16 protein-coding genes are annotated in these 18,416 nt (G+C 34.0%); 8 read left to right on the top strand and 8 right to left on the bottom strand.

The window, feature by feature from the left end; genetic code table 11:
- Window positions 1-46 precede the first annotated feature (46 nt).
- The 5 genes from ACTU6T_RS10050 to alaS form a co-directional block, all read right to left on the bottom strand.
- Window positions 47-2,098: an ATP-binding protein gene (locus ACTU6T_RS10050; RefSeq protein ID WP_460218078.1), complete on the bottom strand. Its 2,052-nt coding sequence runs from the start codon at window positions 2,096-2,098 to the stop codon at window positions 47-49.
- 93 nt (window positions 2,099-2,191) lie between these two features.
- Window positions 2,192-4,060 (bottom strand): outer membrane protein assembly factor BamB family protein, encoded by a 1,869-nt coding sequence (locus ACTU6T_RS10045; protein WP_460218077.1) that lies wholly within the window; start codon window positions 4,058-4,060, stop codon window positions 2,192-2,194.
- 12 nt (window positions 4,061-4,072) lie between these two features.
- Window positions 4,073-4,609, bottom strand: coding sequence for a DUF6252 domain-containing protein (locus tag ACTU6T_RS10040; RefSeq protein ID WP_460218076.1), 537 nt, complete (start codon window positions 4,607-4,609; stop codon window positions 4,073-4,075).
- Window positions 4,610-4,689: 80 nt separating this feature from the next.
- Window positions 4,690-5,640 carry a GSCFA domain-containing protein gene (locus ACTU6T_RS10035; protein WP_460218075.1) on the bottom strand — a complete coding sequence of 317 codons (951 nt, stop codon included), beginning with the start codon at window positions 5,638-5,640 and terminating at the stop codon, window positions 4,690-4,692.
- 75 nt (window positions 5,641-5,715) lie between these two features.
- Window positions 5,716-8,331 carry an alanine--tRNA ligase gene (gene alaS, locus ACTU6T_RS10030; protein WP_460218074.1) on the bottom strand — a complete coding sequence of 872 codons (2,616 nt, stop codon included), beginning with the start codon at window positions 8,329-8,331 and terminating at the stop codon, window positions 5,716-5,718.
- 104 nt (window positions 8,332-8,435) lie between these two features.
- Between alaS and ACTU6T_RS10025 the strand changes: the two genes are divergently transcribed.
- From ACTU6T_RS10025 to ACTU6T_RS10005, 5 genes are read left to right on the top strand one after another with little or no spacing between them, the layout of a single operon-like run.
- Window positions 8,436-9,407, top strand: a complete 972-nt coding sequence (locus ACTU6T_RS10025; RefSeq protein WP_460218073.1) for a M23 family metallopeptidase — start codon at window positions 8,436-8,438, stop codon at window positions 9,405-9,407.
- A 4-nt stretch (window positions 9,408-9,411) separates the two neighbouring features.
- Window positions 9,412-9,741 carry a MerR family transcriptional regulator gene (locus tag ACTU6T_RS10020; RefSeq protein ID WP_460218072.1) on the top strand — a complete coding sequence of 110 codons (330 nt, stop codon included), beginning with the start codon at window positions 9,412-9,414 and terminating at the stop codon, window positions 9,739-9,741.
- A gap of 12 nt (window positions 9,742-9,753) precedes the next feature.
- A complete protein-coding gene (locus ACTU6T_RS10015) occupies window positions 9,754-10,347 on the top strand; it encodes a LemA family protein (protein ID WP_460218071.1) in 594 nt (197 codons plus the stop codon).
- Window positions 10,348-10,353: 6 nt separating this feature from the next.
- Window positions 10,354-10,791, top strand: a complete 438-nt coding sequence (locus tag ACTU6T_RS10010) for a TPM domain-containing protein (RefSeq protein WP_460218070.1) — start codon at window positions 10,354-10,356, stop codon at window positions 10,789-10,791.
- Window positions 10,792-11,628, top strand: coding sequence for a TPM domain-containing protein (locus tag ACTU6T_RS10005; RefSeq protein WP_460218069.1), 837 nt, complete (start codon window positions 10,792-10,794; stop codon window positions 11,626-11,628). It abuts the gene before it with no gap.
- Between the two features lie 28 nt (window positions 11,629-11,656).
- On the opposite strand, the gene ACTU6T_RS10000 is transcribed toward ACTU6T_RS10005, so the two are convergent.
- Window positions 11,657-14,092 (bottom strand): T9SS type B sorting domain-containing protein, encoded by a 2,436-nt coding sequence (locus ACTU6T_RS10000; RefSeq protein ID WP_460218068.1) that lies wholly within the window; start codon window positions 14,090-14,092, stop codon window positions 11,657-11,659.
- A 12-nt stretch (window positions 14,093-14,104) separates the two neighbouring features.
- Entirely contained in the window at window positions 14,105-15,415 is a 1,311-nt protein-coding gene (der, locus tag ACTU6T_RS09995) for a ribosome biogenesis GTPase Der (RefSeq protein ID WP_460218067.1), read from the bottom strand.
- Window positions 15,416-15,564: 149 nt separating this feature from the next.
- Here der and ACTU6T_RS09990 point away from each other — a divergent pair, with 149 nt between their 5' ends.
- On the top strand, window positions 15,565-16,086 hold the full coding sequence (locus ACTU6T_RS09990; protein ID WP_460218066.1) for a GTP-binding protein: 522 nt from the start codon (window positions 15,565-15,567) through the stop codon (window positions 16,084-16,086).
- 1 nt (window position 16,087) lies between these two features.
- Here the strand turns inward: ACTU6T_RS09990 and era are convergent, their stop codons facing one another.
- On the bottom strand, window positions 16,088-16,972 hold the full coding sequence (gene era / locus ACTU6T_RS09985; RefSeq protein WP_460218065.1) for a GTPase Era: 885 nt from the start codon (window positions 16,970-16,972) through the stop codon (window positions 16,088-16,090).
- A 133-nt stretch (window positions 16,973-17,105) separates the two neighbouring features.
- Between era and ACTU6T_RS09980 the strand changes: the two genes are divergently transcribed.
- Together ACTU6T_RS09980 and ACTU6T_RS09975 are read left to right on the top strand one after the other, a co-directional pair.
- Window positions 17,106-17,720: a helix-turn-helix domain-containing protein gene (locus ACTU6T_RS09980; RefSeq protein ID WP_460218064.1), complete on the top strand. Its 615-nt coding sequence runs from the start codon at window positions 17,106-17,108 to the stop codon at window positions 17,718-17,720.
- The gene (locus ACTU6T_RS09975; protein ID WP_460218063.1) at window positions 17,707-18,414 is read left to right on the top strand and encodes a CPBP family intramembrane glutamic endopeptidase; all 708 of its coding nucleotides are present in this window, start codon (window positions 17,707-17,709) and stop codon (window positions 18,412-18,414) included. The genes ACTU6T_RS09980 and ACTU6T_RS09975 overlap by 14 nt, the downstream gene beginning before the upstream one ends.
- Window positions 18,415-18,416 lie beyond the last annotated feature (2 nt).

Here is an 18,416-nt window from a genome sequence, read left to right as displayed (position 1 = left end):
AAATTGGTTGATCAATAGCAATATGAAGATACAACTTTTACTGGTCTTAAATAGTTATTAAAATTTCAGTGCCCCTATTTTTTTGAGAATTAATCTGAATTTCACCACCAATATTACGTATACGTTGCTGCATGTTATTCAATCCATTTCCGTTATCGGTGTCTTTTAAATTAAATCCTTTTCCGTTGTCACTAACCTTAAAAATCATTCTTTTATTTGCTGATGAAAAATTAACGACAATATTGTCTGCTTCTGAGTGTTTAATAGCATTATTAACGCTTTCCTGAATCACCCTATAGATATTCATTCCTTCCACAGAACTAAAATTATAATCTCTAATATTTTCAACAGACGTTGTAAATTGAAATCTTATACCAAGTGCTGCTGCATTAGCCTTTTCTATAAAATTAGATATTCGAGATTGTAAATCTTCTACAGAAATTTCAGATTTATTCATTGCCCAAATTGTATCACGCAACTCATAAATTGTTGCAGAAGTAAATTGACTGATACTATCTAATTTATGAGTAAGTTTCTTGTCCTTAATATCAAAACCATATTTAAGATTATCAATTGAAGAAATGATAAAAGTTAACTGAGCACCAATATTATCATGCAAATCACGACTAATTCTTAATCGTTGCTCTTGCAGGCGATTTTGTGTTTCAATTTTAATGAGCGCATCCTTTAATTCGTTTTCTTTTTGAAGCTGTTTGTTTTTTAATTTTTGTTGGTTATAAAACAAAAAACCTAATAAACCTAAAATGACAGCTACACCTATCAAACTATAAACCTGGTAGTCACGACGCTGTATAGTGAGTTCATTTTCGGCCAATTCGGCACGTTGAACTAAAATCTCTCGTTCTTTTTTTTCAGTGTCATATTTCACCTCTAAATCTGCCATTGCTTTCGCATTACTTTCAGAAAATATAGAATCTTTTAAAGTATTAAATTGTTTTCTATGATGCCTTGCTTTATAAAAATCATTAAGCATAAAATAACTCTCAGCTGTAGTCAAATGTAAATCTGCAGAAATAAGTTTGGCTTCAGGATATTTATCTACTAAATCAAAGCCTTTTCTTGAATACACCATTGCAAGTTTCGGTTTATTCAATTCATTATAGAGTGTAGCAATATTATTTATTGCAGCTATTTGACTCTTCTCTTCGGCTTTGTATCCTTCTGGTCTATCAAGTGCTTTAAGGTATGTAGATAACGCCATATCTAAGTTTCCCTTTTCATTGTAAGCATTAGCTAAATTGTCTAATAATTTGTAATAATCGATCAAATTATTTTCGTTCTCTGCAAGTACAATCCCTTTCTTATATGTAGCAATCGCTTCATCTATTCTACCCAGATCTTTAAGGTTAATACCAATATTATTATAAGACGCTATTTGCTCATTCTTCAGATCATATTTTTCTCTAACAGCCAAGGCACGTTGATGATAGCTCAAAGCTTTTTCAGTAAGATTCATTTCTTGATAAATTAATCCTATATTATTCAATGATGATGCTGTAGATTTTTCATCATTGACGTCTTCATTCATTTTTAAGGATTGAAAAAAATAATCTAAAGCTTCGTCATAATTTCCTCGGTTCCAATGGTACATTCCAAGATTATTGATACACATAGATTCTATATTTTTAAATGTATGTGTTCGGCTCATTTTTAAAGCCTTTTCAAAGTAATAACCTGCAGAATCTGATTTCCCTGTCACATCCATGTAGATACCATGTGTATTGGTAAGTTCTGTAAGTCCAAAGTTAAATTGGGCAGCTTGAGCTAATGCTTTTCCTTCGTTGATAACCTGCAATGCTTTATCGGTATCATTAAAAATGTAACTAAAAGCTATCTTATTAAACATTCTGATTTTTGCAGAATCGTTTTTTGTATGTCTGGCAACAGTAAGAAGACTATCTAAGTTTTGAGAAATGCCAGAGAAAGTGGCACACAACACAAATATAATTGTATATCCAAATTTCATTTTAGGGTACAAAAAAAGCATCAGATTTGAAAGGCCTTTTGGGACAACAAAATTAGCTGACGCTCTTTTAAAAAATTGATTAATAGCATGACGAATATATAACTTATTCATAGTGACGTACGATTTTTTCGACAAGAAGCAATTAAAAAAGATTAAGCGTAACTCATTAGAAATCACGCCTAATCATAATCTCAACAACAAGATTTAATTATTAAGATTGTAAGCATAAATGGTTTTGTCATTGGCTTTGTAATACAAATAACCTCCAAATTCATCTACTTTATATTCAGGCTTTTTATCCTTTAGTATAATTTCTTTTTCAGTAACTCCTGTATCTTTATTCAGTTTTACAAGACCAACACCATCCTCCAGTTTAGTGAGTACAAATTGAGAGTTTTGCGTTGCAGATGTCGCTTTAAATCGCTTTAACATTTCAGCAACCGATGCGCCAGCAGCCGCAGACATTCCTGCGGATAAATTATTTAGTCGTTCACCTCTCGACGTATACTGACCAATTCTATTTCTCTCATACATGTTCGCTTCATACGATGCCGACACTGACGCCGTAGCTGCAGCAAGTGCAGTTGCGCCTGCTAAAATAGCTCCAAAAGCACTTTTCCCAGGTGCGCGCTTATATTCATGCCAAGAAGATTCTCCATTCCAATCTAGCATCATCATATTTTGATCAGATGTCAATAAAATTCCCCTATCTCTAACCTCGACAGAAGTTGGATCTTCTTTTCCTTCAAAACTGGCTTCTGTTAACAATTCTGAAGTCCCAGAATTAGCATCGATGCTATACAATTTTTCATCGGCAGAAATTAAATATCTATCATTCTTTTTATCATAATCTGAACTCACTACATCTGCTCTTTTAAACTTTAAGGGTTTATTCCATACCTGTTCTCCTGTTTCTAAATTCACAATATTTGCATCTTCCGAAGTGATATAAATTAATCCCTGTGGTGTTGTGGCCATTGTCAATATATTTTCTCCGGTCTTTAATGGCTTTTTAAACAACGTAGTTCCATCATATGAGATTTTATTTATTCCGCCTTCTCGAATTCCGAAGAGGATACCATCATCCATGATGTAAAAATGTTGAACATAGCCTTTTGTTTTTGGTGCTTTTTCCCATAAATCTTCCCCATTAGCAGCACTAAGCAATGTAATTTTAGATTCTGGTTTTGCAGCTGCAAGTTTACCAAGACCTTTCTTTCCAGAACTTGCAACATCACTAACAACGGCTATCCCCTGAGGTAAAATTTGAAAATTAGAGATATTTCCTTTTACTTTTCGTTCGTCTGCCCAAGTAGACGCTCCATTAGATCCAATTTTATAAATCTTAGTATTTTTTTTATTTGAAGTTGAAGCAAATGCATAAATATCTTTCTCGGTATCATCTGCAACCATCCAGCCGATATATTTTAATTCATTTTCCCAAAGTACATTACCAGAAGTCATATCGATCTTCATAAGTCCTTTGGTTGTAGGTATGATAACACCATCTGAGAGCACCAATGGTTGCCCCATAACTTGTCGTGATCCTTTAAAGGTATAGAAGCTTATTTGATCTCCAGTATTTAGGTCATAAATCGCAACCGCTTGCGCATATTTTTCCTTTGCCTTACGTTGTCCACTTACAATTAACTTATTAGACGGCATTAATACTTTAGACATACCTATGGCTTTCCATCCATTTTTCTCCGTACTAAACAACACTTTCCCAGACATGTAATCAATGACTGCGCTTTTAGTTTGTAAACCTCCAAAACCAGTTTGTCCTACCACTACGTATGGCGCTCTAGGAATGAAATTCAATTCTTCTGGCTTAACACGACCATAATCTGTAAAATTAAATAGTAGACCTTCTTGACCTGGTTTTATTCCAACTAAACCATCATTTGTAGCAACCACAACAGTTCCTCCCTCAGTAATGGTCATATCATTAATTTTAGCACCAAGCTCATAACTTTGATCTGGCGCTTCTGCTTTTTGAGCATTCAGTGTAGTTATACTCAATAAGAGTATAACTACTGCTAAATACTTCATTTGAATTAATAGCTTTTTCATAATAAACCGAAGTTAGTTTACTACTTGAATATCAAGATTAAAAGAACCGTCTGTAATTGTTTTAACAGATTGATCACCTCCTACATTTTTACAGGTAAAATCGAAAGTTCCTTTAAGCGTTGTTTCTGTTTGTTCAGACACGCGTAATTCTCCTACTTGCGTATCGTCATAAGGCGCTTGCCAAATTTCAGTAGTCGTGTTTTGCGGGTTGTTTAAATCCACATCCGTTTCAGTGTAAGATGCGCCATTAGCGATATTGGCTCCACCTCCAATTGGATAAGTACCAGTTCCAGCATAGCCAAAAACAGTAAATGAAAAAGCTCTTCCATCACTATTAGAACCTATAATAACAAGGTTTTGGCCATTGTTTGCAATAGTTGCTGTAGATGAAATTGACATCGATTGAAATGATGTGCCATCAATTTTTGCTACGATGGTCCCTGCACCAGCGCTACCTGATCCTCCGCCATCGTCATCACTTGAACATGATGTTAAACTTAGTAATGATCCTACCATTACAAATAACATAAGGTGTTTAAAATTTCTCATTGTTGAATAATTTTGTGGTTAATAATGAGACAAATTTGCTATAAAATAGAAGGCAAGACAATACGACAAATGACGTATTTTTAGAATATGATATGCGAAAACTTAGATTCTACAAGGGCTTGCTTATCTTTTAATTGTTGAAGAAATGTAAGATGCGCGTCAGAATTTGGGTTAAACGGACGATGAGATAAGCCTTTTTGAATGGCATCAACATCGTTCATTGTTGTCTGGGCATCCTCAGAAATCCAAACATGTTGAAAACGATCCCAAATATAATTTATAGCCGTCACATTGGGATGCAACATATCTTCAGTATAAAATCTATAGTCTCGAAGTTCATCCATCATAATCTCATAGGATGGAAAATAATGAACCTTATGTCTAGGTTCAACGACATTATGAATTGCAGAAAAGAGATGTGATTTACTTTGTGTATTTTCAATAAAACCATCTTTAATATGACGTACAGGAGAAACAGTAAAAATAAAAGTAACTTCTGGATTAATGCTTTTCACCAAACTTATAGTAGCTTCTATAGATTCAGTAATTTGAGATACTGGTAATAATTCTTTTAAGAATTTTTTCTGTGGAACCTTATGACAATTGGCAACATAACTATCGGTTTCTATAAAACGATAGGCCCAAGCTGTTCCTAATGTTATAATGAGGTGTGATGCGCCTTTTATAAATTGATAAGCCTTTTTAGTATGTTCATTTAAAGTCTGAATACATTGCTCTTGCGAAATATTACTCAAACAAGAATGTGCTTCAAAGCTGTGCCATTGTTCATTATGAAAGAAGGTGTCATCTGAAATATATTCTTTCTGATTAATAACATTGGTTATTAATCCTTCAATAGCTAATGGATGAAACAATATTCCAAACGGATTTTGTAGTTTCTGAAATTTAAAATACTCAAACTTTTCGCCGATATGATCAGAGAAACAAGAACCCAACAATAAAATCTTAGAATTATAATCGATAAGATTATGCTGTTGTTTTTTTAGAGGTATGTGTGTTTGAAAATTCATTTCATTAAAAACTAACACTTCAACTGCGCTCAGTGTGACATTCTTGTAAAACTATGTTATTGGCATGAGCCTTTATTACATCAAATATGATTTGGCTGCTTTGAGTGCTTCCTCAATACCTTGAGGATTTTTACCTCCAGCTGTAGCAAAGAAAGGTTGGCCTCCACCACCGCCTTGTATATATTTACCTAGTTCTCTAACGATTGTTCCTGCATTTAATTCGTTGCTCGCTACCAATTCTTTTGAAATATAACAAGACAAAATAGCTTTGCCATTGTTTTCGGCTCCAAATAGAAGAAACAAATCATCAAACTGACTACCCAGTTCAAAACACACATCTTTAATACCAGACGCATCTAAATCTAACTTTTTAGCTAAAAATTTAACGCCATTAACTTCTGTTAACTCATTCTTTAAATTGCCTTTTATTGATTTGGCTTTGTCTTTAAGAAGGGCTTCAATTTGCTTTTTAAGACTTGCATTTTCATCTTGTAAACTTTGAAGTGCTTTTACAGGTTCTTTTGCATTATTAAGCATATCTCTCATTTCGAAATAGGCTCTATTATTTTCATGATAGAAATCTTTAACAGCATCACTTGTAATGGCTTCAATACGACGAATACCTGCAGCAACTGCACCTTCAGACACAATTTTAAAATGCCAGATATCACCAGTGTTTTTTACGTGAGTACCTCCGCATAATTCTATAGATTGTCCAAACCTAACCGTACGCACTGTATCACCATATTTCTCGCCAAATAAGGCCATTGCGCCTTCATTAATAGCTTGTTGCATTGGGATATTTCGTTGCTCATTTAATGGTAATCTTCCATCGACACGACGATTTACAAAATTTTCTACTTCACGTAACTCTTCAACAGTAAGTTTAGAGAAATGCGAAAAATCAAAACGCAAATATTTAGAATGCACAGCAGAACCTTTTTGCTCTACGTGAGTTCCTAAGACTTCACGAAGTGCCTGATGCAATAAATGCGTTGCAGTATGATTGCACTCGGTTCTATAACGCTGTTTAACATCTACCGAAGCTTTAAAGACTTCATTAATATGTTTAGGTAAATTCTTAGCAAAATGAATTGCAACATTATTCTCTCTTTTTGTATCTATAATATACACTACATCTCCATGAGTATCTTCTAAATAACCTTTATCTCCAACTTGACCTCCTCCTTCAGCATAAAAGGGTGTGATATTGAATACTAACTGGTAAAGCTCACCATCTTTTTTAGAGGTTACCTTTCTATATTTGGTAATCTTCACGTGAGCTTCAAGGGTATCATAACCAATAAATTCTTGTTCTTCATCTTCAATTAGAACGGTCCAGTCATCCGATTTTAATTCTGAAGCTTGCTTTCCTCTCTTTTGTTGTTCTTTGAGTCTTTTCTCAAATTCTTCAGCATTATAGGTATAGCCTTTTTCGCGAAGAATCAAATCAGTTAAATCTTCAGGAAACCCATAGGTATCTTTTAGTTCAAATACTTTTGACCCCGAGATTTCTTTGGTTTTAGCATTCTCAACAATACGATCTAATAGCACCAATCCTTGATCTAAAGTTCTTAAAAACGATGCCTCTTCTTCTTTGATTACATTTTCTATAAGCTGACGTTGCTCTTTTAGTTCAGGGAATGCTTTACCCATTTTCTTGACAAGCACATCGACTAATCTATAAATAAAAGGTTCATTCTTATCTAAAAATGTAAATCCGTAACGTACAGCACGACGTAAAATTCTACGAATCACATATCCTGCTCCTGTATTGCTAGGTAATTGTCCGTCGGCAATAGAAAATGCAACAGCACGCACATGATCTGAAATCACTCGAATAGCTACATCTACTTTATCTTCCTTACCATAATCTTTATGTGTTATAGTCTCTATCTCTCGAATAATTGGTGTAAAAACATCCGTATCATAATTAGACTGCACACCCTGTAGAACCATACATAAACGTTCAAACCCCATACCTGTATCGATGTGCTTATCAGGTAAATTTTCTAGAGATTTATCAGCCTTTCGGTTGTATTGCATAAAGACCAAGTTCCAGATTTCTACCACTTGTGGGTGATCCATATTAACAAGTGATTTCCCATCAACTTTAGCTTTTTCTTCTTCAGAACGAATATCCACATGTATCTCACTACACGGACCACAAGGTCCCTGCTCTCCCATTTCCCAGAAATTATCCTTTTTATTTCCCATGAGAATACGATCTTCAGAAATCAACTCCTTCCAAAAATCATAAGCCTCTTGATCCATAGGTAAATCATCAGCATCATCACTTCCTTCAAAAACTGTAACATAAAGCATGTCTTTGTCAATACCGTAATTCTCAGTGAGTAGCTCCCAAGCCCATGCAATAGCATCCTTTTTAAAATAATCTCCAAAACTCCAGTTTCCTAGCATTTCGAATAAGGTATGATGATAGGTATCATAACCTACTTCTTCCAAATCGTTATGTTTACCAGATACACGAAGGCATTTTTGAGTATCTGTTAGACGGTTATTTTTGGGTTGAGCATTTCCGAGGAAAAATTCTTTAAATGGTGCCATACCAGAGTTAACAAACATTAAGGTAGGATCATCTTTTAAGACCATAGGTGCAGAAGGAACGATACTGTGTTTTTTAGCTTCAAAGAAGTTTAAAAATGTATTTCGAATGTCTTGTGACTTCATATTAAGTGCTTAAACCTTGTTTCTATTAAATTCGATAAATAAGAAACAATTTATATATTTGTGAAACGTTCTATTATTCTTGCAAAAATAGAATTTTTTAAGATATGTCTAAAGTAAAATATTATTACGATTCGGAAACTCTTTCTTACCGCAAAATAGAGCGTAAGAAAGGGAAGACTATTAAGTATGGATTTTTATTTTTACTCGCTTCAGCATTATTTGGTTTTCTCTTTGTTTTTATGGCTAGTCAGTTTGTTGAGTCACCTCGAGAGCGTGAATTAAAGCGTGAATTAGCTAACTTAGAATTGCAATATGATTTACTAAATAAGCGTGTTGAAAATGCTTTTGCAGCTTTAGAAAGTGTTGAAGAACGCGACAACAATATTTACCGATTATACTTTGAAGCTAACCCAATACCAGAAGAACAGCGTCGTGCTGGATTTGGAGGTGTTAATCGTTACAACAAGTATGAAGGTTATGACAATTCCAAACTAATCATAGAAAGCAATAAACGCTTAGACCAATTACAAAAAGCAATTGTCGTACAATCTAAATCTTTAGATGAAATTGCTGTTTTGGCTGAAGACAAAGAGAAATTTTTATCCTCAATACCGGCGATTCAGCCTGTAAGAAATAAAGATTTAAAGCATATGGCTTCTGGGTATGGCTACAGAACAGACCCTTTTACTAAGGTTCGTAAATTTCATTTTGGTATGGATTTTACTGCGCCTCGAGGCACTCCAGTATATGCCTCAGGTGATGGAGTTGTAAAACGTGCAGATGCCAATTCTTCAGGTTATGGGAAACATATTAGAATTGACCATGGTTATGGATATGTGTCTTTATATGCGCATTTATACAAATATAATGTTCGAGCGAACCAAAAAGTGAAGCGTGGAGATTTAATTGGATATGTTGGTAGTACAGGACGTTCTGAAGCACCACACTTACATTATGAAGTATTTAAAGATGGTGAACGCATTAATCCTATCAATTTTTACTACGGAAATTTATCTGCTGAAGAATATGCACGACTCCTAGAAAAAGCATCATTAGAAAATCAATCTTTAGACTAAGACTATGCATATCAATCTTCCAGAAAAACGTTATTATGGTATTGGCGAAGTTGCTAAAGCATTCAATGTAAACACTTCTCTAATACGATTTTGGGAAAAAGAATTTGATGTATTAAAGCCTAAAAAAAATGCAAAAGGCAATCGTAAATTTACGCCTGAAGACATCAAGAATCTAAAGTTCATATACCATCTCGTAAAAGAACGCGGATTTACATTGGAAGGTGCAAAAACACATTTAAAAGAGGGTAAAAAACAATCTTTAGACACCTTTGAAATTATCGATAAATTGGAAAGTGTAAAAGCTCAATTAATAAAAATAAAATCACAACTTTAAAACTATATTATTATGAAAAAATGGATTATACCTATCATTATTGTGGCCATACTTGGGTTTTGGGGATTTGGCGTAAATAATACAGCGGTGGATTTAAATGAAGAAGTCAAAGAAGCATGGGGAAATGTTCAAAATTCATATCAGCGTCGTAATGACCTCATTGGAAATTTAGTGAATACCGTAAAAGGTGCTGCCGATTTTGAAAAAAGCACGTTAGAAGCTGTGGTAAAAGCAAGAGCCGAAGCTACTAAGCCAGAAATCAATATTAATAATGCAGATGATTTAAGTCCAGAAAAACTTCAACAACTTAATAAAGCTCAAAGTGGTTTGAGTAGTGCTTTATCACGTCTATTATTAGTTGTAGAAAAATATCCAGACCTTAAAACCAATCAGAACTTTTTAAAGCTTCAAGATGAATTAACGAGTACTGAGAATACTATTCAAACCGCAAGAACACGTTATAATGAAGCTATTAAGCCTTACAACCAATATGTAAACAAAGCTCCACAGTCATTAATTGCTGGTATTATAGGATATTCTGAAAAACCATATTTTGACGCTGACTCTGGCGCAGAAAAACCTGTTGAAGTCGATTTTTCAAAATAAATTGATATGTCAAACGTCGAAGATTTTTTAACAGCACAAGAAGAACAAGAAATCATCGATGCTATTCGCGAAGCAGAGAAAAACACCTCTGGTGAAATTAGAATCCATATAGAATGTGATTCTAATTTAAATGCTTTTGATCGTGCAATGGAAGTGTTTCACTTCCTCAAAATGGATAATACCAAACTTCAAAACGGCGTTTTAATTTATGTTGCAGTAGATGCTAAAACTTTTGTAATTTATGGAGACAAAGGCATTAATGATGTTGTTCCACGTGGGTTTTGGGATAGTACCAAAGATATTATGCAATATCATTTTAAGTCTAATCGATTTAAAGAAGGTCTTATAGAAGGTGTTTTAAAAGCAGGAGCTCAATTAGAACAACATTTCCCATGGATTCATGGAGACACTAACGAATTACCTAACGAAATTTCTAAAGGATAAATGCTAAAGCTGAAATATCTTGTTCTAATTATTCTTGTTAACTTCATTAGTGGGTATGTATATACTGCAAATGCGCAATTTGATATTCCTCCTTTACCAAAGGAGCAAACTAGTGTATATGACTATGTTAATTTATTGTCTGCTTCAGAAAAGACAAATCTTGAACAAAAACTTATAAGATATTCTGATACAACTTCAACACAGATCGTTGTTGCCATAATTTCAACCACTAAAGGAGAAAATATTGGGCTTTTAGCTCCAAAATGGGCTCATGAATGGGGTGTTGGTCAAGCCAAAGAAGATAATGGTGTATTTGTATTACTAGCGCGTGATGATCGTAAGATTTGGATTTCTCCTGGGTATGGTGTTGAAGATCGGCTTACTGCTGGAGTCACTGGTGAAATAGTACGAAATATAATTATCCCTGAATTTAAAAGAGGTAATTATTACCAAGGTTTAAATAAAGGTACCGATGTTATTTTTCAAACACTCAATGGAAAATATCAATCTACACGTCAATCTGATACTTCTGGTGACGGATTTGTAATCTTAGTGTTTATTTTCTTATTTATCATGTTTATCATTTTTATGATTGCACTTTCAAAGCATCGAAAAGGTGGTGGCAATAATGGTAGTGGAGGAAGTAGCACTAATGGAACTAGTTTATTGGACGCCATCATTTTAAGTAATATGGGACGTGGCAGTTATGGTAGAAGCAGTTCTTCTGGTGGAATATTTGGAGGTGGCTCATCTGGAGGTAGTTTTGGTGGAGGTGGATTTGGAGGTGGCTTCGGCGGCGGTGGATTCTCGGGTGGAGGCGCTGGAGGAAGCTGGTAACTTCACAGGCAATAATTAATTTTTAAATTTATCGTTTTAAAGTAAAGTGGTTTTTGAATGTTCTCCCATCTTGTAAGGTTGCCGAAAACCAATAATCATTTGTTGGAAGTTCTTTCCCATCAAAAGTGCCATCCCAAGTATCAAATGGAGAATTTAACGTGTAAAGCAATTTTCCGTAGCGATCAAAAATAAACACTTTACTCTGAGATTGAAATTGTTCAGACACCCCTTTGAGTTGCCAAGTATCATTAACACCATCTCCATTAGGTGTAAAAAACTTAGGATAACCAACTACTGAAACATCTTCTGAAGTAGTACCACAATCATTTTTAGTATCTCTTACAAACACAGTATATATGCCTGCTTCGATATTATCAAATGTATTAGATACTTGGTAAGGACCTTCAACATTGCCTAAAGCATATTCATATTCGCCTTCTCCTGACACCAACACTGTAATAGAATTATTAGAAGATACATCCTCAACCAGAATAGTTTCCACTGTAGCTATGTTAGAAGGAAGCACTGTAATCGTCTTGGTTTTTGAACAACCATTAACGAAAGACACCTCTACAGTATAGGTCCCAATATCATTAATTTCAATATCAATAGTTGTTTCTCCTGTAGACCAATTGTAATAGTAATTATTAGGTATATCATTTATAACTCCTCCACTCAAAGTAATAGTTTCTGGAAAAACATTTAAACAGTATAATACTGTTTCCTCAGTAAGAATATTTGGGTTTAAATTTACCACTAAATTTACCTGGCCAATACCATAACAGGCATTATTAATATTTACTCTACTGAAAATCGTGTAATTATAAGGTTCCGGATTTAAAAAATTATTTGGCAATTGATTCATTTCTAGAAGTGCATCCTGATAGGTTTCATAATACGTCACCTCTGTATTAATCAAAGGTAGGCCTTCAAGAATTAGTTCATCTGCTTGCGATAAATCCCATAAAATACGTCCTGTAGGTTCGATTGTGTCACATTCTTCTAAAGTAACTATCGGTACTACTTGTGTATTAACTTCCAAGGTTATCTCAGACATATTAGTACAACCAGAGTTCGTATCTGTAACTAGTGCATAAATTGTCTGAGGATTACTACTATTGGTATAACTATTACCAGTAATTGGATTCATAAGATTAGTATCCTCAAAAAATTCAATCGTTCTGTTTTGGCTTATTCCATTGGTAATATCTTCGAAATAAACATCAAAATTAAACAGGGTAACACCATCGAGTACTTCATCATCACACTGACTAATAGTAATATCCTCTGCATCAGGACTAGGTTGAAAATTGGCAGTAAACGGAATTCTGTTTCCATCAGAGCAACCATCAAATAATGGCAGCACCCAAAATGTGGTTGTTTGAGTTAATGCAACATTATAGGTTAAACCAGAATTAACTGGCACTGAAGCTGACTGCGAATCATACCACAATACTGTTGGTGTATTTGAAGTTACACTCAACGTTGACACCCCATCGCCACATGCTATACTAGATTCAAAAGTTAATTTTGGGGTCACTATCGTTGTACTCGCTGATAAATTTAATACGGGATCATTAGGCATCCCACCAAACTCTACCAAATAACCTTTAGGAAAATATGGGTTGCTTTCTCCTCCAGCCGTATCACCGGCATTAGGTAAATCGTTCCACGATCCTAAATTTCCAATAGTAGGATCTGTAATATGGGCATAATCTTCACCTCCAAAATCGTTGGGTTCTCCAACATTCCAATACGAAAATTGATTATTTACTGGACTTCCATTAGATGCACCATTCCAAAACACAGTACTATTTTCTGGTCCTGTTACCCATTGCCAAACGCCTTCGGTTTGTGCATCACTTGCACCAATCCAACCTACACCAGGGCTTTGCTCTCCTGCAAATAAAGCCTCCTCTAAGGTGGTTAAGGTTGCCAAATACCCTTGTAAACCAAAATAATCAAGGCTTTCAGCTTGATCCCTAGCATTTGTCCATGTAATTCCAGGGCTAGGTACATAAATGTAATAGTGATCGGTTGATGGTAAATAATTAGCATCACCTAAATTTATAGAGAAAAATTTGTCTTGAGTAAAATTGGCTTCAACTGTACTATACACGACATTACTAATAGCAGTTTCAAACTCTGCAAAGGTCGCTGGGCCATTTAAAGTGAGTTTACCTTCGCCAATTATCCAACTTGATGTTATATTAGGGTAAGTTCCATTGAGAATCAATACATCCTGACCAAAAGTATACCCTTCAGATATCTGAATATCAACTTTTGGAAGTGTTGTATCAAAAGGATCAGGATCTGTTATACTGACACTAGTCACAATATTCATTGGAAATGTTCCGCAGAATTCTTGATTTCCTTGCACAGAAATTGTAGGTGGTGTTTGTGCATAACCATATCCAGTGAGACCGAATATTAATACTAGCACTAAAACACACTTCTGATTCATAATACATTCATTCTATTTTTTACGCATATACACACTCACAGGCACACCTTTAAAATCGAAATGTTCACGTAAATTATTTTCGAGAAATCGTTTATATGGATCTCTTACATATTGAGGTAAATTACAGAAAAATGCAAACTGAGGCTGTGGTGTAGGCAGCTGCATAATATACTTGATTTTCACAAACTTTCCTTTGTAAGCTGGTGGTGGATAATTTTCAATAATAGGAAGTAAAACTTCATTAAGCTTACTTGTTTTTATTTTCTTTGCTCTATTGTGATACACCTCAACAGCCGTTTCTATTGCTTTATAAATACGCTGTTTATTTAAAACGGAAATAAACACAATCGGCACATCCGTAAAAGGTTCAATCTCTTTACGAATCACACGTTCAAAGTCACGTGTAGACTGCGTGTTTTTCTCGATTAAATCCCATTTATTAACGAGAATTACGATTCCTTTTCTGTTTCGTTCTGCTAACCAAAATATGTTTTGCACTTGACCATCAAAACCTCGAGTTGCATCTAACACAAGAAGACATACATCACAATGCTCGATAGCTCTAACACTTCGCATCACCGAATAAAACTCAAGATCTTCTTTTACTTTAGATTTACGTCTAATACCAGCAGTATCTACTAGATTAAATTCAAATCCGAAACGGTTATATTTTGTATCAATTGAGTCTCTTGTCGTTCCGGCAATATCAGTAACGATATAACGGTCTTCTCCAATAAGTGCATTAATAAATGAAGATTTTCCGGCATTTGGGCGTCCAACAACGGCAAATCTTGGCAATTGTTCTTCCTCTTCCTCCTCATCATCATTTTCTGGTAGCGCATCTACTAAAGCGTCTAACAAATCTCCTGTTCCACTTCCGTTGATACTTGCAATCGTATAATATTCTCCTAAACCAAGTGAATAAAACTCAACTGCATCTTCAGCTCGTTTATTATTATCCACTTTATTTACTGCTAAAAACACAGGTTTATCAACTTTCCGAAGTAATCGTGCTACATCTTCATCCATACCAGTCACACCGTTCTCAACATCAACCATAAATATGATTGCATCTGCTTCATCGATAGCCAACTCTACTTGTTTATCAATTTCAGCTTCGAAAACATCATCACTACCTTTGACATAACCTCCGGTATCGATTAACGAAAACTCTTTTCCATTCCAATCACTCTTACCATAATGGCGATCTCTAGTCACACCACTTACGGCATCAACTATAGCTTCGCGGCGTTGAATCAAGCGATTAAAAAAAGTAGATTTACCAACATTAGGTCTTCCTACAATAGCAACTATATTACTCATAATTCAATATTTTATCTGCATTACATATCCTGTAAGCGGCTGCGAAGATACTAAATAAGTCCTGATGTCTCATGAAATTTACGTTAAACCTTGAAAGTCGCCTTCATTTGAATAAAAAATAGTAATTTGAGATACCATTTCAAAATAAAATGTCGACTACAACAAATGAAATCGTTTTAAGACCTCGCTTTAAATTTCATGTAAAACATGACAACGATATGCTTTTAAAGCTTTTTGAAGACACTAAAACAAGTCAATCTGACTTTATAGTATCTCGTGTTGACGATCATGTTTTTATAAAAATACCTAAAGAAAAACAGCATTTTTGGTCGCCACAACTGCATTTAGAAATCAATAAGGATGAGCTTAATACTCACAGTATTATATATGGTCTTTTTGGACCAAACCCAACGGTTTGGACATTATTTATGTTTCTACATTTTGTAGTTGCCGGATTATTTATTGGTTTTGGGATTTGGGCTTACGTGAACTGGAATTTAGGTAATGACTTTTCTATTCAATTATTTGTAGCATTACTAATGGTTGTTCTTTGGTTTGTTCTTTATTTTAGCGGACGTCTTGGAAAAAAGGCTGGTCATAATGAAATGCATCTATTGCACCATTTTATGAGAGATACTTTAAGAAGTAAAGATATTCATGCAGAAGTATAATCTATTTTTGATTATACCCAAAACGTCTGAGCTGTCGTTGATCACTTCTCCAATTCTTGTTTACTTTCACATATAACTCAAGATGAACTTGCTTACCAAAAAATTGCTCTAAGTCTTTTCTAGCCTCTATTCCAACACGTTTTAAGGCACTACCTTTATGTCCAATTATAATTCCTTTTTGAGTATCGCGTTCTACCATAATTACTGAACGCATCCTAATGATATCCTCCTCTTCAAAAAACTCTTCAGTATCTATTTCAACAGCATAGGGAATTTCTTTTTTGTAATGCATTAAGATTTTTTCTCTTATTTTTTCATTTACAAAAAAACGCTCAGGTTTATCTGTTAACTGATCTTTTGGATAAAAGGGAGGTGATTCTGGAAGCAGTGCTAAAATACGATCAAATACTTCTTTGATGTTAAATCCTTCTAAAGCTGAAATGGGAAAAATTTCGGCTTTAGGTACTTTTTCAGACCACAATAGTACTTGAGACTCTAATTGCTCTTGATCTGACTTATCAATCTTATTTAAGAGTAAAAGTACTGGAATTTTTGAATTTGTGATTTTTTTAAAAAACGCGTCGTCTTTGAGTTCTTTCTCTCCTATTTCGACCATATAAATTAGGACATCTGCATCTTCAAAAGCCGATTTTACAAAATCCATCATAGATGCTTGCAACTCATAAGCTGGTTTAATAATTCCAGGTGTATCACTTAAAATTACTTGAAAATCATCACCATTAACAATCCCTAAAATACGATGTCTAGTCGTTTGCGCTTTAGATGTAATAATGGATAACTTCTCACCTATAAAAGCATTCATCAATGTGGACTTCCCAACATTAGGATTACCAATAATATTTACAAAACCTGCTTTATGACTCATTTTAATTTCATTAAATAGGCTACAAAGTTACGACCTTAATAATTATTCTACTATTACAATACCAATTGCTTTAAATTTAATTTGTGCAAGATATGTCATACAGCAAGCTTCAACTATTTTATACATTTGAATTATGGATATCAGGATTCAAAAAGCTTTAGACTATATAGAAACTCGTTTACCGTCAAAATTAACCTTAAATAAATTGGCAGAAATTGCCTGTATGTCTCCAAGTTATTTCCATAGAATATTTAAAAAAGAAACTGGCAGAACTCCTTTTGATTTTATTGAAGAATTAAAGATGAATAAAGCCTATGCTTTAATTATAACTAATACGCAACGCGTTCACGAATTAACTGAAATGTTTGGATATAGTGATTACGAAACCTTTACTAGAGCCTTTAAAAAACATTTTACACTTGCGCCAGATGATATAAGGGCTATTGTTTTAAAAATTAGAAATGATATGAATGTTGGCTCTGAAGGCATCTTAATAAAGGTATTTGAAGTTGATGATATTAGTCAAATACAACAAAAATTGGATTCAATTTATTTAGATCTAAAAACATTTTTAATTGAAAAAGGATATACTGAAGCTGACATTGATAAAGGTCGAGTATTATCAATTATGCCTAAGCTAGATCAAATAAAAAACGATGCCAATATTATTAAAAACAAGTTTATTATTAAAGAAGACCCAAAAATATGGGAAACTATTTTACATCAATACAAAAATGACAGCAACTAACTTATACACTATAACAGCCTTGATAGTAGGTATTATTTTTCCAGTATATGCTATATGGAATGGAAAAAAGGCAAAGACATTGCTCATTGAAAACCCAAATGTCAAAATTCTTGTATTCCGTCAAACTGGTATCATTTTACTCGTGTTGACATTGATTGTGGCGCTCCCGTTTATAATAAACGATAGAAGTATAGTTGTTATTGGATTAGACTTTTTAAAAAAACCATTATCAATTATTGGTTTGTTTCTCATTGCTTTTGCAGCCTTGTATATATTAAAATCAGTAAAACTCAATAAAAAATCGGCAGAAAAATTCACCTATGCTAACAAACATATTTATTTTTTAATGCCAACAACCTTGCAAGAATTAAATATAACTGTAATTGTGTCTTTTATTGCTGGAATATGCGAAGAATTAATTTACAGAGGTTTTCTGTATTGGTACTTATCCCAATACATATCAATAATTCCAGCCATGATATTAGCAAACCTTCCCTTTGCTTTGGGGCATTTGACTTCAACAGGAAAGAAAAATACATTTGGAGCTTTTGTACTGGCTTTCATATTTTCTGGAGCATACTTTTTAACCAATTCTTTATGGCTTCCAATGCTACTACATATTATAGTAGATTTATACTCTATGATTATTGCTTATAAAGCTTCGCAAATATTAGGTACTAATCATTTACAATAACG

Source organism: Psychroserpens citreus (genome assembly GCF_055686305.1).
The sequence above is the reverse complement of the archived record's forward strand: the minus strand, read 5'-3'. Positions and strand labels throughout refer to the sequence as shown.